Source organism: Paraburkholderia azotifigens (assembly GCF_007995085.1).
Classification (GTDB): Bacteria; Pseudomonadota; Gammaproteobacteria; order Burkholderiales; family Burkholderiaceae; genus Paraburkholderia; species Paraburkholderia azotifigens.
Window position 1 is genome coordinate 1,035,429 of record NZ_VOQS01000001.1, and the last position, 25,823, is coordinate 1,061,251.

Here is a 25,823-nt window from a genome sequence, read left to right on the forward strand (position 1 = left end):
GAATCGATGCGCAATGCTTACTTCGCAGTGACTTTCGCCAGCGCCTGCCACGTATCGATGATCGTGTCCGGATTCAGCGAGATCGACGCGATGCCTTCCTTGGTCAGCCACTCCGCGAAGTCGGGGTGATCCGACGGGCCCTGACCGCAGATACCGACGTACTTGTTCAGACGCAGGCACGTTTCGATCGCGCGCTTGAGCATGAACTGGACGGCGGGATCGCGCTCGTCGAAGTCGACAGCGAGCAGTTCCATGCCCGAGTCGCGATCGAGGCCGAGCGTGAGCTGCGTCAGGTCGTTCGAACCGATCGAGAAGCCGTCGAAGTACTGCAGGAACTCTTCGGCGAGGATCGCGTTCGACGGAATCTCGCACATCATGATCAGGCGCAGGCCGTTTTCGCCGCGCTTCAGGCCGTACTTCGCCAGCAGGCCGACCACGCGCTCCGCCTGCTTCAGCGTGCGCACGAACGGCACCATGATCTCGACGTTGTCGAGGCCCATCTCTTCGCGCACGCGCTTGAGCGCGATGCACTCCATTTCGAACGCCTGCGCGAAGTCTTCGGCGATGTAACGCGACGCGCCGCGGAAGCCCAGCATCGGGTTTTCCTCGTCCGGCTCGTAGCGCGAACCGCCGATCAGCTTCTTGTACTCGTTCGACTTGAAGTCCGACAGACGCACGATCACAGGCTTCGGATAGAAAGCCGCGCCAATCGTGGCGATGCCTTCCGTCAGCTTGTCGACGTAGAACGCACGCGGCGACGCATGACCGCGCGCGACGCTTTCGACGGCCTTCTTCAGGTCCGCATCGACGTTCGGGTACTCGAGAATCGCCTTCGGGTGAACGCCGATGTTGTTGTTGATGATGAACTCGAGACGCGCGAGACCCACGCCCTTGTTCGGCAGTTGCGCGAAGTCGAAAGCGAGCTGCGGGTTGCCGACGTTCATCATGATCTTGACGGGAATCTCCGGCAGTTCGCCGCGCTGGACTTCCGTCACTTCCGTTTCGAGCAGCCCGTCGTAGATCTTGCCTTCGTCGCCTTCCGCGCACGACACCGTCACCAGCGCGCCGTCTTTCAGCACGTCCGTCGCGTCGCCGCAGCCGACGACTGCCGGCACGCCCAGCTCACGCGCGATGATCGCCGCGTGGCAGGTACGGCCGCCACGGTTCGTGACGATGGCCGCTGCGCGCTTCATCACCGGTTCCCAGTTCGGGTCGGTCATGTCCGCGACCAGCACGTCGCCCGGCTGCACACGCTCCATTTCCGACGGATCGTGAATCACGCGCACGGGGCCCGCGCCGATCTTCTGACCGATTGCGCGGCCCGTCGCCAGCACCTGCGACTGGCCTTTCAGCTTGAAGCGCTGCTCGGCCTTGTTGCCGCCCTGGCTCTTCACCGTTTCGGGACGCGCCTGCAGGATGAAGATCTTGCCGTCGCGGCCGTCCTTGCCCCACTCGATGTCCATCGGACGCTGGTAGTGCTTTTCGATGATGACCGCGTATTTCGCCAGTTCGATCACGTCTTCGTCGGTGATCGAGAAGCGGTTGCGCTGCTCGTGCGGCACGTCGACGGTCTTCACGCGGCCAGCTTCGCCCGCCTTCGTGAATTCCATCTTGATGAGCTTCGAGCCGATCGAGCGGCGGATGATCGGGTACCTGTTCTGCGCGAGCGTGGTCTTGAAGACGTAGAACTCGTCCGGATTCACCGCGCCTTGCACGACGGTTTCACCGAGGCCATAGCTCGACGTAATGAAGACGGCGTCCTTGAAGCCCGATTCCGTGTCGAGCGTGAACATCACGCCCGCTGCGCCGACGTCCGAGCGCACCATGCGCTGCACACCCGCCGACAACGCGACTTCAGCATGCGTGAAGCCCTTGTGGACGCGATAGGAGATGGCGCGGTCGTTGTACAGCGACGCGAACACGTGCTTCATGCGGTCGAGCACGTCTTCGATGCCGACGACGTTCAGATAGCTTTCCTGCTGACCGGCGAACGATGCGTCGGGCAGGTCTTCCGCCGTGGCCGACGAACGGACGGCGAACGACAGCTCTTCAGGCGAGCTGTTCGAGAGGGTTTCGAACGCAGCGCGGATTTCCTGTTCGAGACGCGACTGCAACGGGGCGTCGATGATCCATTGACGGATTTCCTTGCCTGCAGCGGCGAGCGCCTTCACGTCGTCGACGTCGAGCGTCTCGAGGCGTTGGGCGATGCGTTCGGTCAGGTTGTTGTGATGCAGGAAGTCGCGGAATGCGAGCGCCGTCGTGGCAAAACCCGTCGGCACGCGCACGCCGGCTTCGGCGAGCTGACTGATCATCTCGCCGAGCGACGCATTCTTGCCGCCGACGATTTCCACGTCGGTCATTCGCAACTGCTCGAATGGAACTACATACGCCTGATCCTTAGCAACGTTAACTGCGTTAGTCATACAAGCCCCTAAGTGTGAAAAAATGCTCGATTGCGCAAGTGGGCTTGAACACGGGGCGCCCATTGGAAGCGTGAACCCGTGCCTTACGCAACCTGTTGGAAAAGCAATCGCTACAGGCTTCGCGTTCGACACGAAGCCCGACGAAGCTGGAGATTGAACGAATTTGCAGCGATGCCATGCAAGATACGAACAAATCGCGACGCAATCAAAGAGCGATAACAGATAGTTACACGCGATTTGGCTGCAATTGCTTATCCAACAGGTTGCCGCTATTCTACCGTGCCGACTCTCGAAATGTGACTGTCGGACGAGAAATGCACGCCGACTGGCGCGCGCGGCTTGCCGCAATGTCTGATTCGAGCGGATTTTGACGCTCATGTTCCCTGTTCACTGATGCCGCCCACCGTATTCATCGTCTCCGACGGTACCGGGATTACTGCCGAAACCTTCGCGCACTCGATCCTCTCCCAGTTCGACCAGAAATTCCGCCTGGTCCGCGTGCCGTTCGTCGATTCGACGGAAAAAGCCTACGCCACGCTCGAAAAGATCAACGAAGCCGCCCATCACGAAGGTCGCCGCCCAATCGTCTTCACGACGCTCGTGAACAGCGCGTCGAACCAGATCGTGAAGGACTCGAACGCGCTCGTGCTCGACATGTTTCAGACGTTCGTCGAGCCGCTCGAGCAGGAACTGGAGCTGAAGTCGAGCCACGCGATGGGCCGCGGCCACCAGAACGCGGACACCGAGGAATACAAGAACCGGATCGAGGCGATCAACTTCTCGCTGGCGCACGACGACGGCCAGTCGAATCGCAATCTTGAAGAAGCCGACGTGATCCTCGTGGGCGTGTCGCGCAGCGGCAAAACGCCGACCAGCCTCTATCTGGCGATGCAGTACGGTGTGAAGGCAGCGAACTATCCGCTGATTCCCGAGGACTTCGAGCGCGGCAAGCTGCCGACGCCGCTGTATGCGCATCGCGCGAAGATGTTCGGCTTGTCGATCGATCCGCAGCGCCTGTCGGAGATCCGCAACGAGCGGCGCCCCGGCAGCAAGTATGCGGCGCTCGAAAACTGCCGCTACGAGATCAATGAAGCCGAAACGATGATGCGGCGCGAAGGGATCAAGTGGCTCTCGTCGACGCACAAGTCGATCGAGGAAATCGCGACGACCATCCTGCAGGAAATCCGGCTCGACCGCTCGTCGTATTGAGCGCTCGCGAAGCGACCTGAAAATGAAAACGCCGCTGGAAACAGCGGCGTTTTTTGCATCTGGCGAAGCGTCAACGGCCGCGCTGCTGCCGGCACTGCTCGAACAGACACACGGCGGCGGCGGCCGCCACATTCAGCGACTCCATCCCGCCCGGCTGTGGAATCGTCACGCGATACGTGACGGCATCGCGCCAGGCCTGCGACACGCCCGCCCCTTCATTGCCGAACACCCACGCGACGGGCCCCGACAAATCGGTGTCGTAGATCGCCTCTGCGCCATGCGAGTCCGTGATCGCGATCGGCACGTCGAGGCGTTCGATCAGCGTATCCGGCTCGGCATCTTCGTGAATCTGCAACAGGAAATGGGCGCCCATAGCCGAACGCAGCACCTTCGACGACCACGCGTATGCCGTACCCGGTGCGCAGAACACGTGGCCGATGCCCGCCGCCGCCGCGCTGCGCAGAATCGACCCCACGTTGCCCGCATCCTGCACACCGTCGAGCACGACGCAGCCTTGCGTCACGCGCTCGGGAAGCGGCAGATCGAGCTTCTCGACCAGCAGCAGCATCCCGACGCCGTTGACGACATTCGACAGTTGGCCGAACAGCGCATCGGGCAGCGTGACGATACGCCGTTCCTCGATACGCGCGACGATCGCCTGCGCCTCGTCGTGCCGCAGCGCGCCTTCCGTAACGATGCAGGTTTCCGGCTGCCCGGCGACGTCGAGATAAGCGCTCGCGAGATGAAACCCTTCGAGCAGCGCATGGCCGCTCTTGCGCTGTTGATGCGTCGAGCCGGCCAGTGCCTTCAGACGCTTGTAGAGCGGGTTGTCCCGCGAGGTGATGGCTTTCACAGGCGACGAGCGAGATAAAAAGCGGTGAAAAGAAAAGCGCCCGCAGGCGCTTGATGGGTGACGGCCGATTCAGAACGGCGCGCTGTCGTCGGCGAGGAAGGCGTCGTCGGGCGCGACGGGCGGCACGATCACGACGCCGGCCGGCAGATCGACCGCCTTGCCGAGCCGCAGATGCGCCTCGCGCACGGGCGCAAACGAGCGCCGGTGATGCTCGCACGGCCCATGCTCGCGCAGCGCCGTCAGATGCTGCGGCGTGCCATAGCCCGAGTGCGCGTCGAAACCGTACATCGGGAACGTCTGATGCAACTCCAGCAACATCCGGTCGCGCGTGACCTTCGCGAGAATCGAGGCTGCCGAAATGCACGGCACGAGCAGGTCGCCGCTGACGATCGCCTCGCTGCGAATGCTCAGCGTGGGACACCGGTTGCCGTCGATTTTCGCGAGCGTCGGCGCAACGTGTAAGCCTTCGACGGCGCGCTTCATCGCGAGCATCGTTGCGTGCAGGATGTTCAGCGAATCGATTTCTTCGACGGACGCCGACGCGATGCAATACGCCAGCGAGCGCTCGATGATCTTGTCGTACAGTTCTTCGCGCTTTTTCGCCGTCAGTGCTTTCGAATCGGTCAGGCCGCGCATGCGCGGCTTCGACGGATCGAGAATCACGGCGGCGGCCACGACCGGCCCCGCCAGCGGACCGCGCCCCGCTTCGTCGACGCCACAGACGATGTCGTCCGGTGACGAAAAATCGAGGCCGACCTGCGCAATCGCCTTCGAGGCCGACTTACCGCCCGGCGTGCTGCGCGGCGCGCCCGCTCCCGCCGCGCGGGTCATGGACGCCCCCGGCGCGCTTCAATCACGCTTACGACGGCTTCCGCTGCGCGCTGCGCTGTGTTCTGCCTGAGCACGTGATGCATCTCGGTGAAGATTTCCGTCAGCGTGCGCCGGTTTGCCTCGTCGCGCAACTGGGTCAGCGTGGCGTCGGCCAACGCTTGCGGCGTCGCAAAGTGCTGCAGGATTTCCGGCACCACGAAACGCCCGGCCAGAATGTTCGGCAAGCCGACGTACGGCAGATAGCCCTGCCGACGCATGATTTGCCCTGTCAGCCAGGGCACCTTGTACGAAATCACCATCGGCTTCTTGAGCAGCGCCGCTTCCAGCGTGACCGTGCCGCTTTTCACGAGGATCGCGTCGGCGGCCGTCATCGCGCGCTGCGCATTGCCGTCCGTCAGCGTGAGCGGCAGCTTCGGGTGGGCGTCGACGAGCGGCTTCAGCAGTTCACGCAGCGCCGGCGTGGCGGCCGGCATCACGAAACGCACGCCCGGCTCGCGCTGCAACATCAGTTCCATCGCGTCGAAGAACGTCGGACCGATCAGCGAAATCTCCGAACGCCGGCTGCCCGGCAGCACGGCGATCACCGGACCGCCCTCGGGCAGGCCGAGTTCGCGGCGTGCACCGGCCGTGTCCGGTTCAAGCGGAATCTCGTCGGCGAGCGGATGGCCGACATAGGTCGCCGTCACGCCCGACTTCTCGAGCAGCGCCTTTTCGAACGGGAACACGCACAGCATGTGATCGACAGCCTTGACGATCTTCTTGATGCGGCCGCCGCGCCATGCCCAGATTGACGGACAGACGAAATGGATGGTCGGTATGCCCGCGTCGCGCAGCGGATGCTCGAGGCCGAAGTTGAAATCGGGCGCATCGACGCCGATGAACGCTGACGGCGGCTCGGCCAGCAACTGGCGCTTCAGTTCGTTGCGGATGCCGAGAATTTCGGGAATGTGCTTCAGCGCTTCGACATAGCCGCGCACCGACAGCTTTTCCATCGGGAAATGCGCGTCGAAACCCTTCGCGATCATGCGCTGGCCGCCGATACCGAAGTACTGCGTCGTGTCCGGCAGACGGGCCGCGAGCCCGTCCAGCAAGGAAGCCGCCAGCAGGTCGCCCGACGGCTCGCCGGCCACCATTGCGAGCCGTAGGGGACTGGTAGGCAACGGCATCGGTTAGCGAATGATGCCGCGCTGCGACTGCTCGACGAACTCCACGAGCGCGCGCACCGGCTCGTCGCCGTCGCCGCCCGCCGCCGCGAGTTCGCGCAACTGCACCTTCGCTTCTTCGAGCGACAGGCCGTTCTTGTACAGCAGACGATAGGCCGAACGCAGCGCCGAAATTGCATCCGCCGAAAAACCGCGGCGGCGCAACCCTTCGACGTTGATGCCGTGCGGCTCCGCCTTGTTGCCTGCCGCGATCACGAACGGCGGGATGTCCTGCACGAGTGCCGACGCGCCGCCCAGCATCGAGTGCGCGCCGATCCGCACGAACTGGTGCACGCCCGACATGCCGCCGACGATCGCGTGATCGCCGATCAGCACATGGCCCGCCATCTGCGCATTGCTCGACAGGATTACATTGTTGCCGATCTGGCAGTCGTGGCCGATATGCACGTAGGCCATGATCCAGTTGTCGTCGCCGAGCGTGGTGATGCCCTTGTCCTGCACGGTGCCCGTGTGGATCGTCGTGAATTCGCGGATGGTGTTGCCGTTGCCGATGACGAGCTTCGTCGGCTCGTCGCGGTACTTCATGTCCTGCGGACGACCGCCGACCGACGCGTAATGGCCAATGCGATTGTCTTCGCCGATCGTCGTGTGGCCTTCGATCACGCTATGCGAACCGACCGTCGTGCGCGCACCGATCGTGACGTTCGCGCCGACGATCGCGTACGGTCCGATTTCGACCGATTCGCCGAGCTGCGCGCCCGACTCGATGATCGCAGTGGGATGAATCCTGCTCATGCGCCCTCGCTTGAATTGCGTTGCTCGCGCGGATGACGCCGTTGCATCATCCGACGCGCCGGCACGGTCACGGGTGAAAGCGTTGTTGTGACCGCCCGATGTTTCGATTGTCTGTCTTCGCTGCAGCGAACTCTCCGACAAGCCCGGCTATGACACCGATGCGGACTTATTCGCTGTCCGTCTGGCGCACCGCGCACATCAGATCCGCTTCGGCGGCCACCTGGCCGTCCACTTCGGCGCGCGCCTTGAACTTCCAGATGCCGCGCATATGGCGCTCGAAGTTCACGTTCAGGATCAGCTGGTCGCCCGGTTCGACGACGCGCTTGAAGCGTGCGTTGTCGATGCCAACGAACAGGTACAGCGTGTTGTCGGGGTCGTGCGGCTCTTCCGCGAACGTCAGGAGCGCGGCCGTCTGTGCGAGCGCCTCCAGAATCAGCACGCCCGGCATGACGGGGCGCTTCGGAAAGTGACCCATGAAGTACGGTTCGTTGATCGACACATTCTTCAGCGCTTTGATGCTCTTGTGCGGCTCGAGTTCGAGCACCCGATCGACAAGCAGGATCGGATAGCGGTGCGGCAACAGCGTGAGAATCTTGTGAATGTCGAGATTGATTTTTTCGGTGCTCATGGTGTTTCTGCTCACGCGGGGGTTGCGCGATGATGACTGCGAATGCTGGGTGCAAGGGACAAGCCAATCATGACGCGCCCTGCCGCCCGTTCCTGTGCCGGCTGCGCGCCGCCTGTCGGCAGCGTGCGCCAGCGTTCTCTTCCCGTCGTGCCTATGGTGCCCGACGTGCTTACGCCTTGTCTCCGGAGGCGCTGGCGACTGCGGCTTCGAGCGCCTTGATGCGATCGCGCAACTTGTCGAGGTTGCGCATCAACGCGGCGCTCCTGTTCCAGTCGGCATGGTCCACGGCCGGAAAAGCGCTCGTGTAGATGCCGGGTTTCAGAAGCGATTTCGATACGCCCGACTTGGCCGTGACGATCACGTAGTCCGCCAGCGTGACGTGACCGGCGATGCCGACCGCGCCGCCGATCATGCAGTGGCGGCCGATCGTCGTGCTGCCCGCGATGCCCGCGCAACCTGCGATCACCGTGTAGGCGCCAATCTTGCAGTTATGGCCGATCTGTACGAGGTTATCGATCTTCACGCATTCTTCGATGACAGTATCGGCCATCGCGCCGCGATCGATCGTGGTATTTGCGCCGATTTCGACGTCGGGCCCGATCGATACGCCGCCAACCTGCGGAATCTTCACCCAGCTACCCGTGCGCGCGTCGCCTTCGCCGGTGAAGTCCGGTGCGAAACCGAAGCCATCCGAGCCGATCACCGCGCCCGCGTGGACGATCACGCGCTCGCCGATCTTGCAGCCGTGATACACGGCGACGTTCGGGTACAGCCGTGCGCCCGCGCCGATCGTCGTGCCGCGCCCGACGAACACGTTCGCGTCGAGGCGCACGTTCTCGCCGATCACGACGCCCGCTTCGACCGTCACGTTCGGGCCGATGACGGCCGTTCCTGCGATTTGCGCAGACGGGTCGACGGTTGCACCGGGATGCACGCCCGGCTGCGCCTTCGGCGTGGCCATGTCGATGAAGGCCTGCGCGAGGCGCGCGAAATACGCGTAGGGATTCGGGGTGACGATGAAATTGCGGCCGCCCGTCGAGGCAAGCTTCGCCAGGTCGGCTGCATTGATCAGCACAGCGCCCGCGCGCGTCGTCTCGACTTGCGCCAGGTACTTCGGGTTGGCGAGAAACGCCAGTTGATCGGGGCCAGCCTGATCGAGCGGCGCCAGATTGCCGACGCGGTGCGCGCGATCGCCGACGATCTCTCCGCCGAACCGCTGGACGATCTCCTCGAGCGTGAATGCCATGCGTGTACTGCTCCTGCTGTTCAGTTACCAGACTTGCGCGGTTGCCGCGCGCCGGAGAGGTTGCACCTGACGACGGGTGGACACGCCGTCAGGCCCGGCTTCAATTGCCGCTCGATGCCAGCGCCTTGAGCACCTGGTCGGTGATGTCGATGCGCGGGCTCACGTAGACCGCTTCCTGCACGATCAGATCGTAGTGCTGCTGCTCGGCGATCTGCTTGATCACCTTGTTCGCGCGATCGAGCACGGACGCCAGTTCTTCGTTACGACGCTGGTTCAGGTCTTCGCGGAATTCGCGCTGCTTGCGCTGGAAGTCCGTGTCGAGTTGCGACAGGTCGCGCTGCTTCTGCGCGCGGTCGGCAGGCGCCAGCGACGCGCCGTTCTTGTCCAGCGAGTCGGACATCGACTTCAGACGCTGCGCCATGTCCTGCAGGTCCTTGTCGCGCTTCGCGAACTCCGCTTCGAGCTTGGTCTGCGCCGCTTTCGCCAACGTCGACTCACGCAGGATGCGATCCGAATTCACCGCGGCGATTCGCGCTTCCTGCGCCTGCGCCGCGTTTGCGGCGCCCACGCCGAGCGTCATGGCCAGAGCCATTGCACACGCCACACGTTTCGAAAACATACCAGTTAGCAAAGTCATCCTCTCGATGCTGTAAGGGGTTCCAGTTCTGGCGCGCGTAATCAGAACGCCGTACCGATCTGGAACTGGAACTTCTGATACTGGTCGCCCGTGTGCTTCTGGAGCGGGAAGCCCAGCGACAGCTTGAGCGGCCCGATCGGCGAAATCCACGCGAGACCGACACCGTAACCATAGCGCAGGCCGTTCGAGCCGACCGTCGTGTCGCCGCCCTGACGCGAATCGCCCCAGACGTTACCGGCGTCGAGGAACGTGAACACACGCAGCGTGCGGTCATAGCCGGTTCCCGGCAGCGGGAATGTCAGTTCGACGTTCGTCACGAACATCTTGTTGCCGCCGATCGGGTCGTTCGTGACCTTGTCGCGCGGACCCAGCGAGCTCGGTTCATAGCCACGGACCGAACCGATACCGCCTGCGTAGTAGTTCTTGAAGATCGGGTACGCGTTGCCGATACCGTTGCCGTAGCCGCCTTGCACGTTGAACCCGAGCACGAAGCCGCGCGAGAACGAGTAATAGTACTGCGCCTGCAAGTCGGCCTTGTAATACTGGGTGCCGCCGATCGGCGTGCCGTATTCGGCGTTCGCCTGCGTGAAGTAGCCGCGGCTCGGCACCAGCGCGCTGTCACGCGCATCGCGCGACCAGCCGACCGTCAGCGGCACGTTGTTCGACACGCGGCCGAAGTCCTGCACGTAGTTCTTGTAGGCCTGCGGCGTGTTCGCGTCGACGTCGAGCGTGTTCTGCTCGAAGCCCGCGCCGAAGTACACCGTGTCGACTTCCGAGAACGGAATGCCGAACTTCAGGTCGCCACCCATCGTGACGATACGGAAGCTCGAATCCGTCGAGTAGTACAGCGGCTCGTACGTGCGGTAGTAGACGTCGGTAATGCGCTTGATGCCGTCGACCGTGAAGTACGGATCGACCTGCGTGACCGTCAGCGTGCGGTACGTCTTCGCGGTATTCACGTTCACCGACAGGCTCGTGCCCGAGCCGAACACGTTGTCCTGCGACACGCCCGCCGACAGCACCACCTTGTCCGTCGACGAGAAGCCTGCACCCAGTGTGATCGCGCCCGTCGGCTTTTCGGCGACCTTGACGTCGACGTCCACCTGGTCCGGCGTGCCTTCCACGGGCACCGTCGTCACGTCGACGTCCGTGAAGTAACCAAGACGGTTGATACGGTCTTTCGACAGTGCGAGGCGGTTCGAATCGAACCACGAGCTTTCGAGCTGGCGCATTTCACGGCGCACGACTTCGTCACGCGTCCGCGTGTTGCCGACCACGTTGATGCGGCGCACGTACACACGGCGGCTCGGATCGACCTGCAATGTGAGGTCGACCTTGTGATGTTCCTGGTCGATCTGCGGCAGCGCGTTCACTGTCGCGAACGCGTAGCCGTATTCGCCGAGCTTGTCGACGATGGCCTTGGTCGTGGCCTGCAGTTTTTCCGCAGAGAAGCGGTCGCCCGGTTTGATCTTGATCAGCTTGTTCAGCTCGGCTTCGCGGTCGAGCAGATTGCCCGCGAGCTTGATGCTGTTGATCGTGTACGGCTCGCCTTCATGCAGCGTCACCGTCAGATACATGTCCTTCTTGTCCGGCGTGATCGACACCTGGGTCGACTCGATGTTGAACTCGAGATAGCCGCGGTTCAGGTAGTACGAGCGGACGTTCTCGAGGTCGCCCGTGAGCTTCTCTTTCGAATACAGGTCGTTCTTCGTGTACCACGAGAACCAGTTCGGCGTGGACAGCTGCATTTCGTCGCGCAGCGTGCCCGTGCTGAACGCCTTGTTGCCAATGAAGTTGATCTGGCGGATCTTCGCGCTCGGACCTTCGATCACGGCGAACAGGACCGCAACACGGTTGCGATCGATCGGCGTGATCGTAGTCGTGACTTCAGCTGCGTAGAAACCGCGCGTCAGATACTGGCGCTTCAGTTCCTGTTCGGCCTTGTCGACGAGCGCCTTGTCGTAATAGCGGCCCTGCGACAGACCGACGGCGCGCAGCGCCTTGATCAGGTTGTCTTTCTCGAATTCATGCAGGCCGGAGAAATCGATCGTGCCGATGGCGGGACGCTCGAGCACCTGCACCACCACGACGTCGCCTTCCGTGGCGATCTTCACGTCGTTGAAGAAGCCCGTTGCGTACAGCGCGCGGATGGCTTCGGAAGCCTTCTCGTCGGAAAACGTATCGCCTTGCTTGATCGGAAGGTAGGAGAACACCGTGCCGGGCTCGACCCGTTGCAGCCCTTCGATCCGAATGTCTTTCACCACAAAGGGTGTCGTCGCGTGAGCTACCAGCCCATGCGCGGCGATTGCCGCGGCTACAACCGTCTTTGGAACAAAGCGATGAGGTTTAAACAACGTGCTTCCCCAGTGTGTATAGCTGCATCAGGTCAGGCGGGCGCCATCGTACGCCGCCAGACACTTTAAAAATGGATTAAACGAGCAAGATCGTTGAACAGCGCGATCGCCGACAAGGCGACGATACATGCCAGTCCCGCTCTTTGAAGAACGAGCTGCCAGCGATCCGATACGGCTTTGCCGGTAACAGCTTCAACCAGATAATATAACAGATGCCCCCCGTCCAATACCGGTATTGGTAAAAGGTTGAGCACGCCGAGGCTTATGCTGACAAGCGCGAGGAACGAAAGGAATGCTGACGGACCGAGTCTCGCGCTCTTGCCCGCGTAGTCCGCGATGGTCACGGGGCCCGACAGGTTCTTCAGCGATGCTTCGCCGACAATCATCCGGCCGAACATCCGCACCGAGTACACAGCCAGATCCCACGTGCGATGCACGCCGAGCCGCAGGCTTTCGACGGGACCATAACGCACGTCGATGGAAGGCACCTGGGTCGCGAGTTCCGCGCCTATCCTGCCGATCGGCTGGCCCGTCGCTTCATCGCGCTGCGCACCCGGCACGATGGTTAGATTCTGTAATGCACCCGCCTGCTGATTCTTCGCGCCGCGCTCGATCTGCAGCACGATCGGCTTGCCCGCATGCGACTTGATGTAGTTGATGAAGGTCGTTGCGTTGTCAGCGGGATGACCGTCGACGGCGCGGATGCGGTCGCCTGCCTTGAGGCCCGCCTGGAGTGCCGCGCTGCCTGCCTGCACACCCGCTACGGAAAGCGTGCCGCCGCCCGGCTCGAAGCCAAGACGCGACATGAATTCGTCATCGACTTCCTTTTCGGTCAGGCTTTGCAGGTCGAGCGGGAAATCGAACGTGCCGTGCGCGTCCTTCGCGCTCAGCACGACGCGCTTGTGATCGAACGCGGCGCCCAGCAGCTTCCAGCGCAGATCGGACCACGAGCGCACCGCTTCGGACTCGCCCGCATTGGCATCGCGCACGGCCACCACGGTTTCGCCGCCATCGAAGCCCGCGCGCGCCGCAGCTGTTTCGGCAGCGGGCGCAGCGACGATCGCCGCTGGCTCCGTGACGCCCGTCGCGAACACAGCTGCGAACAGCACGATGGCAAGGATGAAGTTGGCGACAGGACCTGCTGCTACGATCGCAATGCGTTTGGCGACCGATTGACGGTTGAACGCGAACGGCAAGTCGGCGGGCGCAATGGGCGCGCCCTCTTCGCGCTCGTCGAGCATCTTGACGTAACCGCCAAGCGGCAATGCCGCGATGGTCCACTCCGTGCCCGTCTTCCTGCTGACCCAGCGCGCGAGCGGCTTGCCGAAACCGATCGAAAAACGCAGCACCTTGACGCCGCAGAGGCGGGCGATGCTGTAGTGGCCATACTCATGGACGACCACCAGTACGCCAATCGCGACTGCGAAGGCGACCAGTTCGATCAGCAGGTTCATAAACGCCTCACTGGACGGCGCGTTCCGTTAGGCGAGCGCCCGCCGGCAGACCGTCGATGAAAGCGTGGGCGGCGCGGCGCGCGGCGGCGTCGGCATCGACCACGTCGGCGAGGCTCGTCGCCTCGCGGTTGGGCAGCGCATTCAGCACGGCATCGACCACTTGCGCGATAGCCATGAAACCAATGCGGCGCGACAGGAATGCTTCGACGGCGATCTCGTTGGCGGCGTTCAGCGCCGCGCTCGCGACGCCGCCTTCGGATAGCGCCTTCATGGCGAGCGCGAGGCACGGGAAGCGCGTGTAATCGGGCTTTTCGAACGACAGCTGCGCGATCTGCACGAGGTCGAGTTGCGCGACGCCCGAGTCCACACGATCCGGGAACGCGAGCGCGTGCGCGATGGGCGTGCGCATATCCGGGTTGCCCAGTTGCGCGAGCACCGAACCGTCCGCGTACGACACGAGCGAGTGGATCACGCTCTGCGGATGGATCAGCACTTCGATGCGCTCGCCCGGCAGGTCGAAGAGCCAGTGCGCCTCGATCACTTCGAGGCCTTTGTTCATCATCGTCGCGGAATCGACGGAGATCTTGCGGCCCATCACCCAGTTCGGGTGCTTGCACGCTTCTTCCGGCGTCACGTCGCTAAGCGTGGACGGTTCGCGCGTGCGGAACGGGCCGCCCGACGCCGTGAGAATGATCTTCGACACGCCGCCATGCAGCGCCGATTCGCGCGGCAGACACTGGAAAATCGCGTTGTGCTCGCTGTCGACGGGCAGCAGGATCGCGCCGTTGTCGCGCACCGCGTCCATGAAGATCGAGCCCGACATCACGAGCGCTTCCTTGTTCGCGAGCAGGATGCGCTTGCCCGCGCGCGCGGCCGCGAGGCTCGGCTCGAGACCGGCCGCGCCGACGATCGCGGCGATCACGGTATCGCAGCCGTCGCTCTTCGACACGTCGACCAACGCCTGCGGACCGTATGTGACTTCCGTCTTGCAGCCCGCGGCGCGCAGTTTCGCAGCCACGTCCGCCGCCGTATCGGCATCGCCGACCACGGCCACTTCGGGCTGGAAGCGCAGACATTGCTCGACGAGCTTGTCGCCGTTGCGGTGTGCCGTCAGTGCGTACACCGAGAAACGTTCAGGATGACGCGCGACGACGTCGAGCGTGCTGTCTCCGATCGAGCCCGTGGAACCGAGCAAAGTGAGTCGTTTTTGCATATCTCTTTCTCTAGCCAATGGGCTACGACAATACGAGCATCGCGAGCGGCAGCACCGGCAACAAAGCGTCGATGCGGTCGAGCACGCCGCCATGACCTGGCAGCAGATTGCTCGAATCCTTCACGCCGGCCTGGCGCTTGAGCATCGATTCGAACAGATCGCCCACCACGCTGAACACGACCAGCAAGGTCAGCGTGGCAAACGCACGAGCGGTGCCCAGATGGTCGAGCAGCGCGGAAAACAGGGTCGGCGCGAAGGCGTGGGTGGCTACGGCGACGGCCGCGACGATCATCACGGCCAGCCAGCCGCCGAGCGCGCCTTCCCACGTCTTGCCGGGGCTGATCGACGGCGCGAGCTTGTGCTTGCCGAACGCCTTACCGGCAAAGTATGCGCCGATATCGGCCAGCCAGACCACCAGCAGCAGGGAAAGCACGAATGGCACGCCCGCCATCCGCGCGGCGACGAGGGCATGCCAGCAGGCCGCGAACACGACGACGCCCGCCAGCAGCAGGAACGGCCGCCATGCGCCCTGCGCAAGCGTCGGCTTGCGCAGCAGCACGAATGGGCCGGCAAATATCCAGAAGATTGACGACGCCTGGAAAAGCGGCCGCGGCGCCGTGACGCCCGTGCCGAGTTTCGTGCTGGCGACGAGCGCGAGCGCGGCGACGATCGCGTAGATCACGGGCCCGGCGCCCGGCAGCTTCAGCAGCCGCGCCCATTCCCACGCGGCGAACACGACGACGAACGCGATCAGCGCGCCGAAGCCGCCAATCGGCGCCCACAGCGTGACGGGCAGAAGAATGGCCAGCAGGACGATCGCCGTGATGACACGGGTTTTTAGCATGGAAGCGAATCGACGTTTTGCGATTGCGGTTCGAGTTGCGCGCTGGTGCGGCCGAAGCGGCGCTCACGCCCGGTGTACGAGGCGATCGCCCGGTCGAGCGCTGCGGCGTCGAAATCGGGCCAATAGGCGTCGGTGAAATAGAACTCGGTGTACGCGAGCTGCCACAACAGGAAGTTGCTGATCCGCTGCTCGCCGCCCGTGCGGATGAACAGGTCCGGCTCGGGTGCGTACGCCATCGCGAGGTGTTCGGCGAACGCTTCCTCGTTGATGTCGACGGACTGGCCCGCCGCCACCGACTGCTCGACCAGCTTGCGCGTGGCCTGCATGATGTCCCAGCGGCCGCCGTAGTTCGCGGCAATGGTGAGCGTGAGGCGCGTGTTCTTCGCCGTCTTGGTTTCGGCCCGCGTGATCAGATCGCGGATCTTCTTGTCGAACATCGCGAGATCGCCGACCACCCGCAAACGAATGCCGTTTGCGTGCAGCTTGCCGATTTCGCGCTCGAGCGCGGTGACGAACAGGCGCATCAGGAACGACACTTCGTCGGTCGGGCGGCGCCAGTTTTCAGAACTGAAGGCGAACAGCGTCAGATATTCGACGCCCTGGCGCGCGCAGGCTTCGACAGCTGCACGCACGGCGTCGACGCCGCGGGTGTGACCCGCGACGCGCGGGAGACGGCGCTGAGTCGCCCAACGGCCATTGCCGTCCATGATGATCGCGATGTGACGCGGTACAGCTGCCACGTCAGGTACGCGAACGGTTGAGCTTGTATAGGTCATGGCCGTCGGGTAAAGCTAAAGAAAGGAACGATGATCAGTGAAAGTTTGCATGTCCGGTTTGCACCAGAGCATCAAACCGTCATGATCTCGCCTTCCTTGGTTTGCACGAGCTTGTCGATCTCGGCCACGAACTTGTCCGTCAGCTTCTGGACGTCGTCGCCGGCGCGGCGCTCGTCGTCTTCCGAGATTTCCTTGTCCTTCACGAGCTTCTTCAGCTGCTCGTTCGCGTCGCGGCGCAGATTGCGCACCGCCACCTTCGCCGTTTCGCCTTCGCTCTTGACGATCTTCGTGAGTTCCTTGCGGCGCTCTTCCGTCAGCGGGGGCATCGGCACGCGGATCACATCGCCATGCGACGCCGGGTTCAGGCCCAGATCCGATTCGCGGATCGCCTTTTCGATGACGGGAACCATCTTCTTTTCCCACGCCTGCACGCCAATCGTGCGGGCGTCGACGAGCGTCAGGTTCGCGACCTGCGAAATGGGTACGGGCGAACCGTAGTAGTCGACCTGGATATGATCGAGCAGACCCGTGTGAGCACGGCCCGTGCGGATCTTCGACAGATCGTTCTTGAACGCGTCGATCGAGCGCTGCATCTTCTGCTCAGCGCCTTTCTTGATGTCAGCCACAGACATGATTAAACCTCCGAACCTTCAAAACGATGCGGGCCCGCCAGCGCGAGAGGCGCAGCCTGAGCCCGCGTTCAAGCCCACAGAATGAAAGAGAGTTTACACGTGGACGAGCGTGCCTTCGTCTTCGCCCTGCACGATGCGTTTGAGCGCGCCCGGCTTCACGATCGAAAACACGCGGATCGGCAGCTTCTGGTCGCGGCACAACGCGAACGCCGTCGCGTCCATCACCTGCAGGTTGCGGCCAATTGCCTCGTCGAAACTGATCGTCGTGTAGCGCGTCGCCGACGGATCCTTCTTGGGATCCGCCGAGTAGACGCCGTCGACCTTGGTCGCCTTCAGCACCACTTCGGCGCCGACTTCCGAGCCGCGCAGCGCAGCCGCCGTGTCGGTCGTGAAGAACGGATTGCCCGTGCCGGCCGCGAAAATCACGACCTTGCCCTCTTCCAGCTGGCGGATTGCGCGCGGGCGGATGTAAGGCTCGACCACCTGATCCATGCGCAGCGCCGACTGCACGCGTGCCTCGATGCCGGCGTGACGCATTGCATCCTGCAGCGCCAGCGCGTTCATCATCGTGGCCAGCATGCCCATGTAGTCAGCCGTTGCACGGTCCATGCCCGCTGCGCCGCCCGCCACGCCGCGAAAGATATTGCCGCCGCCGATCACCACGGCCAGCTGCGTACCGAGCCGCACTACCTCGGCCACGTCCGCCACCATTCTTTCGATCGTCGCACGATTGATGCCGAATGCATCATCGCCCATCAGGGCTTCGCCAGAGAGTTTGAGGAGGACGCGTTTATAGGCAGTGGGCATAGAGATATCCGGATCGCGCTGAGCAGGGCAAAAAGCCGCCAAACAACAAGGAACTAACTGTAGGGGTGAAATACGGGTTCGGGCAAGCGCCGCCAAATTGACGCGCCTCGACGATCGGTCGAAGCCTGCCAACCGGGCGACTGCGGCGCACTTTTCGCGCGGCGCAGCCCAAGGGCGCTGCCGGCCGCGGCGAAGTCCAGCCCCGCCGCGGGTCAAACGGTACTGCGTGAAACTTAAACGATGCTTATTGTTGCTTTGCAGCAGCAACTTGCGCAGCGACTTCAGCCGCGAAATCGTCCTGGCGCTTCTCGATGCCTTCGCCGACCACGAACAGCGCGAACTTCTGCACGCTTGCGCCCGCTGCCTTCAGCATCTGCTCGATCGTCTGCTTGTCGTTCTTCACGAACGGCTGGTTCAGCAGCGACACTTCCTTCAGGTACTTCTGCACCGAACCGTCGACCATCTTCGCGACGATCTCAGCCGGCTTGCCCGATTCGGCAGCCTTCTGTTCGGCGATGCTGCGTTCCTTCGCGATCAGGTCGACGGGAACTTCGTCCGACGACAGCGAAACCGGCTTCATGGCCGCAATGTGCATCGCGACGTCCTTGCCGACCTGCTCGTCCGCGCCCGTGTACTCGACCAGCACGCCGATGCGCGTGCCGTGCAGGTACGCTGCCAGCTTGTTCGACGTTTCGAAGCGTGCGAAGCGGCGGATCGACAGGTTTTCACCGATCTTGCCGACCAGCGCCGAGCGCACTGCGTCGACCGTCGAGCCGTCGAGCGCCAGCGCCGACAGCGCAGCGACGTCAGCCGGGTTCTGCTTGACGACCAGTTCCGCGACCTTCTTCGTGAAGCCGATGAAGTCGTCGTTCTTCGAAACGAAGTCGGTTTCGCAGTTCAGTTCGACGATCGCGCCAGCGCCGCCTTCGATAAACGAAGCGATCACGCCTTCAGCCGTGACGCGCGACGCTGCCTTGCTTGCCTTGTTGCCGAGCTTCACGCGCAGCAGTTCTTCCGCGCGCGCCATGTCGCCGTCGGCTTCCGTCAGCGCCTTCTTGCATTCCATCATCGGCGCATCGGTCTTCGCGCGCAGTTCTGCCACCATGCTTGCGGTAATTGCCGCCATCATTCGCTCCTTGAGTCTGTCTGTCACACGCCGCCCGCATTCGATGCCGGCGACAGCATTTCGTTTCCGCGCAGCGCACATTTATTTCTTCGGGCGCTGCCGCGTGCCCATTGCGGCACGCTCATTCAGATCGTCGCGACTTAAAAAAAGGGGCCTATAGAGAGCCCCCTTTTTTGCCGGACACAGGGTGCTTTACGCTTCCCCGTTGACCTCGACGAACTCGTCGCCGTCGCCGCCGCGGACAGCCTGCACGACTTCGTTGACCGCGTTCGCACGGCCTTCGACGATCGCGTCGGCCACGCCTTGCGTGTACAGCGCGACTGCCTTGCTGGCGTCGTCGTTACCCGGGATCACGTAATCGATGCCTTCCGGCGAGTGGTTCGTGTCGACCACGGCGATGACGGGGATGCCCAGCTTGTTCGCTTCCGTCACGGCAATCTTGTGATAACCGACGTCCACGACGAAGATTGCGTCAGGAATGCCGCCCATGTCCTTCACGCCGCCGATCGACTTTTGCAGCTTGGCGATTTCGCGTTCGAACAGCAGCGCTTCCTTCTTGCTCATCTTCTCGAGCTCGCCTGCCTCGACAGCTGCTTCCATGTCCTTCAGGCGCTTGATCGAAACCTTCAGCGTCTTGAAGTTGGTCAGCATGCCGCCCAGCCAGCGTGCGTTGACGAACGGCATACCTGCGCGCTGCGCCGATTCCGCGATCGTGTCGCGCGATTGACGCTTCGTGCCGACGAACAGGATCGTGCCGCGGTTCGCTGCCAGTTGACGCACGTACTTCAGCGCGTCGTTGTACATCGGCAGCGTCTTTTCGAGGTTGATGATGTGAATCTTGTTGCGATGGCCGAAAATGAAGGGGGCCATCTTGGGGTTCCAGAAGCGCGTCTGGTGACCGAAGTGGACACCGGCTTCCAGCATCTGACGCATGGTAACTGCCATGAAAATCTCCGCTAGGGTTGGGTCTTAAGCCGGCTGCCGTATCCGCCGCGCCGCCTTCGCCGCTCTCGGGAAGACCTGACGCCGCGAACACCCTGGGTGCGCCGGCTTGCGAATCTCGCGAATTTTCAGTGCGAATTCAGTGAATACACACCCCGCTCGCGAGGAAGTCCGCCGCCAGAGTGGACAAAATATTCAAACTGACGATTGACTTAGCCAAAGAGTATAGCACGCGAGCATTGCAGGACTCAACCTGCCCGGTTGCCCAGGCTTATGCTGCCGGTTGCGCCTCGTGGCGGTTCGGTGGGCACCGACCGGCCGCCGAAGCGGCTCCGGAAGCTCGCCGGCACGCCTGATCGCCCCGCAAAAACCAGCGATCGCGCGAATAAGGTGCGATAATTCCACGATAAACCGCATTTCAGGCCCGACTCATGGCTATTACGCTCAAAAACGAAGACGATATCGCGCAGATGCGCATCGCCGGACGGCTCGCGAGCGAGGTGCTCGACTACATCACCCCGTTCGTCAAACCCGGTGTCACGACGGGCGAACTCGACCGTCTGTGCCACGAATACATGACGAACGTGCAAGGCACGATTCCCGCGCCGCTGAATTACCAGCCGCCCGGCTATCCGCCGTTTCCGAAGGCCGTGTGCACGTCGGTAAACGACGTGATCTGCCACGGCATCCCCGGCGACAAGGCGCTGAAGAACGGCGACGCGCTCAATATCGACGTCACCGTGATCAAGAACGGCTATTACGGCGACACGAGCCGCATGTTCATCGTCGGTGAGGGTTCGATCATGGCGAAGCGCCTCGCCCAGACCACGTACGAATGCATGTGGCTCGGTATCGAGCAGGTGCGCCCGGGCGCGCATCTCGGCGATATCGGCCATGCGATCCAGAAGCACGCGGAAGGGCTTGGCTACAGCGTGGTGCGCGAATATTGCGGGCACGGCATCGGCCAGGTGTTTCACGACGAGCCGCAGATCCTGCATTACGGCCGCCCCGGCACGGGTATCGAACTGCAGGCGGGCATGATCTTCACGATCGAGCCGATGATCAACGCCGGCCGCCGCGATATCCGCACGATGCCCGACCAGTGGACCGTCAAGACCAAGGACCGCAGCCTGTCCGCGCAATGGGAGCACACGATCCTCGTCACGCCGACGGGCTACGAAGTGCTGACCGTGTCGGAAGGCACGCCCGCGCGTCCGCAAATCGTCGCCGCCGCCACGGCCTGATCATCTTTGCCGCCACCCGCCGCCTATGAGTAGCGTTCACGCTGTCGCCCATTCCGATGCCACGTCTCTCAAGGCGGATTACAAGGTGGCCAAGACCCCGCTGCTCGACCGCTTCAAGACCGCGTCCAACGTCGATACGCTGATGCACGCGCTCGCGCGCATCACCGACGACGCGCTGCGCGGCGCCTGGACAGCCTGCGATCTGCCCGCCTCGCTGGCGCTGCTGGCCGTCGGCGGGTACGGGCGCGGCGAACTGGCGCCCCACTCCGACATCGACATTCTCGTGCTGCTGCCCGACGAGCCGATGCCGCATCTCGACGCACGCATTGAGCGCTTCATTGGCCTTGCGTGGGATCTCGGACTGGAACTCGGCAGCAGCGTGCGCACGGTGTCGCAATGCATCGAGGAAGCGGCCAACGACGTCACTGTGCAGACCTCACTGCTCGAAGCGCGGCGCATCGTCGGCAGCACGACGCTGTTTGAGAGCTTTTCGCTGCGCTACCGGGACGCGCTCGATCCGCGCGCATTCTTCCAGGCAAAAGTGCTGGAAATGCGTCAGCGCCATGCGAAATTCCAGGACACGCCCTATTCGCTCGAACCGAATATCAAGGAAAGCCCGGGCGGATTGCGCGACCTTCAGCTGATTCTGTGGATCACACAGGCGGCCAGCTTCGGCAGCAGTTGGCGCGAACTGGATGCACGCGGCCTGATCACCGACCGCGAAGCGCGCGAACTACGTCGCAACGAAGGCTTTCTGAAAACGCTGCGGGCCCGTCTGCACGTGCTGGCGGGGCGTCGCCAGGACATTCTGGTGTTCGACCTGCAGACGCCGCTCGCCGAGAGCTTCGGTTTCAAGGCGACAGCCGCACGCCGCGCGAGCGAACAGCTGATGCGCCGCTATTATTGGGCGGCGAAAGCCGTCACGCAGCTGTCGACGATCCTGATCCAGAACATCGAAGCGCAACTGTTTCCTAGCACAAGCGGCATTACGCGCGTTCTGTCCGATCGTTTCGTCGAAAAGCAGGGCATGCTGGAAATCGCCAGCGACGACGTGTTCGAGCGCGAGCCGAACGCAATTCTCGAAGCCTTTCTGCTCTACGAAAAGACACCCGGCATCAAGGGGCTGTCGGCGCGCACGCTGCGCGCGCTGTACAACGCGCGCGACAAGATGGATCACCGCTGGCGCCGCGATCCGGAAAACCGGCATTTATTCCTGGAAATTCTCAAGCAGCCGGCCGGCATCACGCACGCGATGCGTCTGATGAATCAGACCAGCGTGCTCGGACGCTATCTGCTGAACTTCCGCCGCATCGTCGGACAGATGCAGCATGATCTGTATCACGTCTATACGGTCGATCAGCACATTCTGATGGTGCTTCGGAACATGCGCCGCTTCGCGGTCGCGGAGCACGCGCATGAATATCCGTTCTGCAGCCAGCTGATCGCGAATTTCGAGCGGCCGTACGTGCTGTACGTGGCCGCCCTGTTCCACGACATCGCGAAAGGCCGCGGCGGCGATCACTCGACGCTCGGCATGGCCGACGCGCGCCGTTTCTGCCGCGATCACGACATGTCCGCCGACGACACGGCGCTGGTCGTCTGGCTAGTCCAGCATCACCTGACCATGAGTCAGGTCGCGCAGAAGCAGGACACGAGCGACCCGGAAGTGATCAAGCGTTTCGCCGATCTGGTCGGTACCGAGCGGCGCCTGACCGCGCTGTATCTGCTGACGGTCGCCGACATTCGCGGCACCAGCCCGAAGGTCTGGAATACGTGGAAAGGCAAACTGCTCGAAGACCTGTACCGCGCGACGCTCGCCGTGCTCGGCGGCGCGCGTCCCGATGCGCACTCGGAACTCAAGCAGCGTCAGGAAGAAGCGCTCGCGCTCTTGCGGCTCGAAACGGTGCCCGAGAACGCGCACCGCGCGCTGTGGGACAAGCTCGACGTCGGCTATTTCCTGCGCCACGATGCCGCCGATATCGCGTGGCAGACGCGCGTGCTGCATCGCCATGTCGAGACAGAGACGCCGATCGTGCGCGCGCGGCCGTCGCCCATCGGCGAAGCGTTGCAAGTGCTCGTCTACGTGAAGGACCGCCCCGATCTGTTCGCAGGCATCTGCGCGTATTTCGACCGCAATTCGCTGTCCGTGCTCGATGCACGCGTCAGCACCACCCGACACGGCTACGCGCTCGACAACTTCCTTGTCGCGCACACGGAGCGTGACGTCCATTACCGCGACATCGCCAACCTCGTCGAACAGGAACTGGCAGAGCGCCTGAGAGCGGAAGGCACGCTACTGCCGGAACCGTCGAAGGGCCGTTTGTCGCGCCTGTCGCGCACGTTCCCCGTGACGCCGCGCGTCGACCTGCGGGCCGACGAACGCGGCCAGTATTACATCCTGTCCGTGTCGGCCAACGACCGGCCAGGCCTTCTTTATTCGATCGCGCGCGTGCTGGCCGAGCACCGGGTCGGCGTCCATGCGGCGCGGATCAATACACTCGGCGAACGCGTCGAGGACGTGTTCCTACTGGACGGACACGGCCTCTCGGACAACCGACGACAAATCCAGGTCGAAACGGAGCTGCTGCGCGCGATCGCAGTGTGAGATTTCATGCGAGTCAAACTGACAGCCAAGCATCCGCGGCCGGCTTCGTCCGAACGCGCCCCTGTGCGTTCGGGCAGCAGCACTGCCCGCAAGCCGACCCGATCGGCAGCCCCGGCCGACAAACCCGCTGCGCCGAAGGCACCGCGCGGCAGCGCCGGTGCATCGGCGGGCGCACCCGCTGCGCGCCGCGGCTCGACCACTTCGAGTGACGCGCCAAGGCGTCCGGCCCCGAGGAGCAATGCGGCCGGTGCGCCGGCAGAACGGCGCGGCCCGTCGTCGGGTGCACGCAACGGCGCTTCCGCGCGCTCTGAAGATCGTCCAGCGCGTCCAGCGGGTGCGGGTTCGCGCGAGCGCAGCGATTCCGGTTCGTTCGAGCGTCGTCCGGCAGGCGACCGTCCGCCGCGCGCCGCCGGTGCAGGGTCACGCGAACGTGGCGCTCCCGGTTCGTACGAACGTCGTCCGGCAGGTGATCGCCCGGCACGCAAGGAAGGCGCCTCCGCCGGTACGGGGTTCCGCCGCGATGCCGAGGCGCGAGCCGATCGGCGCACTTCGTCCGATCGCCCTCCGCGGGGCGACCGTCCGGCAGGTTCGGGCGAACGCGCGCCGCGCTTCTCGCGTGACGACGATGCTCGTGGCGCACGGCGCGCACCCCGCGAGAACGACGACGGCCGCCGTGGCCCGCGTACGGCACGCGGCGCTGAAGGCGCACCGTCGCACGAACGCACGGAGCGACGTTACCGCGACGACGCCACGGAAGGCCGTGCACCGCGCGCCCCGCGCGGCGACCGACCGGACGTGCGCGGCGAACGCGCTTATGCGCGTCCCGCCAGACCGTCCTACGAAGATCGCGGCGCGACGCCCGAAGGCCGCCCGCGCGGCGAAGGCGCACCACGTCGTGCACGCAGCGGTGACACGGAAGCTCGCGGCGAACGTACTTACGCAAAACCCGTCAAGGCTGCCTACGCGGAGCGCGCCAGCGACGCCCCGCCCAAGACCACCCCGCGTGCGACGAAAGCCAGACGCGACGCGCGCCCGGTCGAAGACAGTTTCGACCGCCCGGCGCGCTTCGACCGTCCCGCCGAAAAGACAGCGCGCAAGGCTCGACCGGCGGCCGCGCCGCGTCAGCGCGACGAGGGCGAATTCAACGACGCTCCCGGCAATCTGCGCCTGTCGAAACTGATGTCCGAACTGGGTTTGTGCTCGCGCCGCGAAGCGGACGAGTGGATCGAGAAAGGCTGGGTGACCGTCGACGGTGTCGTCGTGGATACGCTCGGCACGAAGGTCCGTCCGGACGCCGATATCCAGATCGATCCCGCCGCGCAGGCCGCGCAGCAGAAACAGGTGACGATACTCGTGCACAAGCCGGTCGGCTATGTGTCGGGACAGGCGGAAGACGGCTACGAGCCGGCCGTGACGCTCGTCAAACCCGAGAACCGCTGGGAGGGCGACCGCACCGATATCCGCTTCTCGGCTGTCCATCTGCGACAGCTGGCGCCCGCGGGTCGCCTCGACATCGACTCCACGGGCCTGCTCGTGCTGACGCAGGACGGACGCATCGCGAAGCAGCTGATCGGCGGGCATTCGGAGATCGACAAGGAATATCTGGTGCGCGTCAGCTATGGCGACGTCGAGACGGATGTCGAGCACGAATTCCCGGCCGAAAGTCTGGCGAAACTGCGCCACGGTCTCGAACTCGACGGCGTACCGCTCAAGCCCGCCATGGTCAGCTGGCAAAACGGCGAGCAATTGCGCTTCGTGCTGCGTGAAGGCAAGAAACGCCAGATTCGCCGCATGTGCGAACTGGTCGGCCTGCACGTGGTGGGCCTCAAGCGCGTCCGGATGGGTCACGTAATGCTCGGCGCGTTGCCACCCGGACAGTGGCGCTATCTCGGCCCGGACGAGGCGTTCTAAGCGCAGCGGCGCTGCCTCTACTCAGTCGACTCTGAACAAATCGCGACGCCTTTCGCAGCAAGGGTTTGAGGCAGAAAGAGGTTGATGCAATTGCAGGAACCTGGCACATTAAAGGCGAAATCCTGCAAAT

General features: G+C 63.5%; 21 protein-coding genes. 4 read left to right on the top strand and 17 right to left on the bottom strand.

Annotated elements, in window-relative coordinates:
* Positions 1–17: 17 nt before the first annotated feature.
* Positions 18–2,423, bottom strand: a complete 2,406-nt coding sequence (gene ppsA, locus FRZ40_RS04585) for a phosphoenolpyruvate synthase (RefSeq protein WP_028368432.1) — start codon at positions 2,421–2,423, stop codon at positions 18–20.
* A gap of 393 nt (positions 2,424–2,816) precedes the next feature.
* Between ppsA and ppsR the strand changes: the two genes are divergently transcribed.
* On the top strand, positions 2,817–3,632 hold the full coding sequence (gene ppsR, locus FRZ40_RS04590; RefSeq protein ID WP_028368433.1) for a posphoenolpyruvate synthetase regulatory kinase/phosphorylase PpsR: 816 nt from the start codon (positions 2,817–2,819) through the stop codon (positions 3,630–3,632).
* Positions 3,633–3,702: 70 nt separating this feature from the next.
* Here ppsR and FRZ40_RS04595 read toward each other — a convergent pair whose 3' ends face one another.
* The 16 genes from FRZ40_RS04595 to rpsB all read right to left on the bottom strand — a co-directional run bounded on the left by FRZ40_RS04595 (position 3,703) and on the right by rpsB (position 19,936).
* On the bottom strand, positions 3,703–4,485 hold the full coding sequence (locus FRZ40_RS04595) for a TrmH family RNA methyltransferase (RefSeq protein WP_028368434.1): 783 nt from the start codon (positions 4,483–4,485) through the stop codon (positions 3,703–3,705).
* 69 nt (positions 4,486–4,554) lie between these two features.
* Positions 4,555–5,316 (bottom strand): ribonuclease HII, encoded by a 762-nt coding sequence (rnhB, locus tag FRZ40_RS04600; RefSeq protein WP_028368435.1) that lies wholly within the window; start codon positions 5,314–5,316, stop codon positions 4,555–4,557.
* The gene (lpxB, locus tag FRZ40_RS04605) at positions 5,313–6,482 is read right to left on the bottom strand and encodes a lipid-A-disaccharide synthase (RefSeq protein ID WP_147233500.1); all 1,170 of its coding nucleotides are present in this window, start codon (positions 6,480–6,482) and stop codon (positions 5,313–5,315) included. Before lpxB ends, rnhB begins: the two co-directional genes overlap by 4 nt.
* Positions 6,483–6,485: 3 nt before the next feature.
* On the bottom strand, positions 6,486–7,274 hold the full coding sequence (gene lpxA, locus FRZ40_RS04610; protein WP_028368437.1) for an acyl-ACP--UDP-N-acetylglucosamine O-acyltransferase: 789 nt from the start codon (positions 7,272–7,274) through the stop codon (positions 6,486–6,488).
* 166 nt (positions 7,275–7,440) lie between these two features.
* Positions 7,441–7,902: a 3-hydroxyacyl-ACP dehydratase FabZ gene (gene fabZ / locus FRZ40_RS04615; RefSeq protein WP_028368438.1), complete on the bottom strand. Its 462-nt coding sequence runs from the start codon at positions 7,900–7,902 to the stop codon at positions 7,441–7,443.
* Between the two features lie 169 nt (positions 7,903–8,071).
* Positions 8,072–9,148 carry a UDP-3-O-(3-hydroxymyristoyl)glucosamine N-acyltransferase gene (gene lpxD / locus FRZ40_RS04620; protein ID WP_147233501.1) on the bottom strand — a complete coding sequence of 359 codons (1,077 nt, stop codon included), beginning with the start codon at positions 9,146–9,148 and terminating at the stop codon, positions 8,072–8,074.
* 100 nt (positions 9,149–9,248) lie between these two features.
* Positions 9,249–9,740, bottom strand: coding sequence for an OmpH/Skp family outer membrane protein (locus FRZ40_RS04625; RefSeq protein ID WP_051446479.1), 492 nt, complete (start codon positions 9,738–9,740; stop codon positions 9,249–9,251).
* Positions 9,741–9,826: 86 nt separating this feature from the next.
* Positions 9,827–12,139 carry an outer membrane protein assembly factor BamA gene (gene bamA, locus FRZ40_RS04630; protein WP_147233502.1) on the bottom strand — a complete coding sequence of 771 codons (2,313 nt, stop codon included), beginning with the start codon at positions 12,137–12,139 and terminating at the stop codon, positions 9,827–9,829.
* Positions 12,140–12,204: 65 nt separating this feature from the next.
* On the bottom strand, positions 12,205–13,593 hold the full coding sequence (rseP, locus tag FRZ40_RS04635) for an RIP metalloprotease RseP (RefSeq protein WP_028368442.1): 1,389 nt from the start codon (positions 13,591–13,593) through the stop codon (positions 12,205–12,207).
* A 7-nt stretch (positions 13,594–13,600) separates the two neighbouring features.
* Complete coding sequence (locus tag FRZ40_RS04640) at positions 13,601–14,806, bottom strand: 1-deoxy-D-xylulose-5-phosphate reductoisomerase (RefSeq protein ID WP_147233503.1); 1,206 nt, start codon at positions 14,804–14,806, stop codon at positions 13,601–13,603.
* 22 nt (positions 14,807–14,828) lie between these two features.
* On the bottom strand, positions 14,829–15,650 hold the full coding sequence (locus tag FRZ40_RS04645; RefSeq protein ID WP_028368444.1) for a phosphatidate cytidylyltransferase: 822 nt from the start codon (positions 15,648–15,650) through the stop codon (positions 14,829–14,831).
* Positions 15,644–16,426 carry a polyprenyl diphosphate synthase gene (gene uppS / locus FRZ40_RS04650; RefSeq protein ID WP_028368445.1) on the bottom strand — a complete coding sequence of 261 codons (783 nt, stop codon included), beginning with the start codon at positions 16,424–16,426 and terminating at the stop codon, positions 15,644–15,646. Before uppS ends, FRZ40_RS04645 begins: the two co-directional genes overlap by 7 nt.
* Positions 16,427–16,497: 71 nt before the next feature.
* Complete coding sequence (frr, locus tag FRZ40_RS04655; protein WP_028368446.1) at positions 16,498–17,058, bottom strand: ribosome recycling factor; 561 nt, start codon at positions 17,056–17,058, stop codon at positions 16,498–16,500.
* A 93-nt stretch (positions 17,059–17,151) separates the two neighbouring features.
* Complete coding sequence (pyrH, locus tag FRZ40_RS04660) at positions 17,152–17,865, bottom strand: UMP kinase (protein ID WP_012400732.1); 714 nt, start codon at positions 17,863–17,865, stop codon at positions 17,152–17,154.
* Between the two features lie 244 nt (positions 17,866–18,109).
* Positions 18,110–18,991 carry a translation elongation factor Ts gene (gene tsf / locus FRZ40_RS04665; RefSeq protein ID WP_147233504.1) on the bottom strand — a complete coding sequence of 294 codons (882 nt, stop codon included), beginning with the start codon at positions 18,989–18,991 and terminating at the stop codon, positions 18,110–18,112.
* A gap of 192 nt (positions 18,992–19,183) precedes the next feature.
* On the bottom strand, positions 19,184–19,936 hold the full coding sequence (gene rpsB, locus FRZ40_RS04670; RefSeq protein ID WP_028368448.1) for a 30S ribosomal protein S2: 753 nt from the start codon (positions 19,934–19,936) through the stop codon (positions 19,184–19,186).
* Between the two features lie 428 nt (positions 19,937–20,364).
* Between rpsB and map the strand changes: the two genes are divergently transcribed.
* The 3 genes from map to FRZ40_RS44310 are packed head-to-tail and all read left to right on the top strand — an operon-like array spanning position 20,365 to position 25,693.
* Positions 20,365–21,177: a type I methionyl aminopeptidase gene (gene map / locus FRZ40_RS04675; protein WP_028368449.1), complete on the top strand. Its 813-nt coding sequence runs from the start codon at positions 20,365–20,367 to the stop codon at positions 21,175–21,177.
* A 25-nt stretch (positions 21,178–21,202) separates the two neighbouring features.
* A complete protein-coding gene (locus FRZ40_RS04680; RefSeq protein WP_028368450.1) occupies positions 21,203–23,782 on the top strand; it encodes a [protein-PII] uridylyltransferase in 2,580 nt (859 codons plus the stop codon).
* Positions 23,783–23,788: 6 nt separating this feature from the next.
* Positions 23,789–25,693 (top strand): pseudouridine synthase, encoded by a 1,905-nt coding sequence (locus FRZ40_RS44310; protein ID WP_167528639.1) that lies wholly within the window; start codon positions 23,789–23,791, stop codon positions 25,691–25,693.
* Positions 25,694–25,823: the final 130 nt, after the last annotated feature.

Excerpts from the sequence above, each read along its gene's own strand:
- FRZ40_RS04640 (WP_147233503.1), bottom strand. The coding sequence starts at position 14,806 with ATGCAAAAACGACTCACTTTGCTCGGTTCCACGGGCTCGATCGGAGAC.
- ppsA (WP_028368432.1), bottom strand. The coding sequence starts at position 2,423 with ATGACTAACGCAGTTAACGTTGCTAAGGATCAGGCGTATGTAGTTCCA.
- FRZ40_RS04625 (WP_051446479.1), bottom strand. The coding sequence starts at position 9,740 with ATGGCTCTGGCCATGACGCTCGGCGTGGGCGCCGCAAACGCGGCGCAG.
- lpxA (WP_028368437.1), bottom strand. The coding sequence starts at position 7,274 with ATGAGCAGGATTCATCCCACTGCGATCATCGAGTCGGGCGCGCAGCTC.
- rnhB (WP_028368435.1), bottom strand. The coding sequence starts at position 5,316 with ATGACCCGCGCGGCGGGAGCGGGCGCGCCGCGCAGCACGCCGGGCGGT.
- FRZ40_RS44310 (WP_167528639.1), top strand. The coding sequence starts at position 23,789 with ATGCGAGTCAAACTGACAGCCAAGCATCCGCGGCCGGCTTCGTCCGAA.
- FRZ40_RS04645 (WP_028368444.1), bottom strand. The coding sequence starts at position 15,650 with ATGCTAAAAACCCGTGTCATCACGGCGATCGTCCTGCTGGCCATTCTT.
- lpxD (WP_147233501.1), bottom strand. The coding sequence starts at position 9,148 with ATGGCATTCACGCTCGAGGAGATCGTCCAGCGGTTCGGCGGAGAGATC.
- pyrH (WP_012400732.1), bottom strand. The coding sequence starts at position 17,865 with ATGCCCACTGCCTATAAACGCGTCCTCCTCAAACTCTCTGGCGAAGCC.
- map (WP_028368449.1), top strand. The coding sequence starts at position 20,365 with ATGGCTATTACGCTCAAAAACGAAGACGATATCGCGCAGATGCGCATC.
- tsf (WP_147233504.1), bottom strand. The coding sequence starts at position 18,991 with ATGGCGGCAATTACCGCAAGCATGGTGGCAGAACTGCGCGCGAAGACC.
- fabZ (WP_028368438.1), bottom strand. The coding sequence starts at position 7,902 with ATGAGCACCGAAAAAATCAATCTCGACATTCACAAGATTCTCACGCTG.
- rpsB (WP_028368448.1), bottom strand. The coding sequence starts at position 19,936 with ATGGCAGTTACCATGCGTCAGATGCTGGAAGCCGGTGTCCACTTCGGT.
- uppS (WP_028368445.1), bottom strand. The coding sequence starts at position 16,426 with ATGACCTATACAAGCTCAACCGTTCGCGTACCTGACGTGGCAGCTGTA.
- frr (WP_028368446.1), bottom strand. The coding sequence starts at position 17,058 with ATGTCTGTGGCTGACATCAAGAAAGGCGCTGAGCAGAAGATGCAGCGC.
- rseP (WP_028368442.1), bottom strand. The coding sequence starts at position 13,593 with ATGAACCTGCTGATCGAACTGGTCGCCTTCGCAGTCGCGATTGGCGTA.
- FRZ40_RS04680 (WP_028368450.1), top strand. The coding sequence starts at position 21,203 with ATGAGTAGCGTTCACGCTGTCGCCCATTCCGATGCCACGTCTCTCAAG.
- lpxB (WP_147233500.1), bottom strand. The coding sequence starts at position 6,482 with ATGCCGTTGCCTACCAGTCCCCTACGGCTCGCAATGGTGGCCGGCGAG.
- ppsR (WP_028368433.1), top strand. The coding sequence starts at position 2,817 with ATGCCGCCCACCGTATTCATCGTCTCCGACGGTACCGGGATTACTGCC.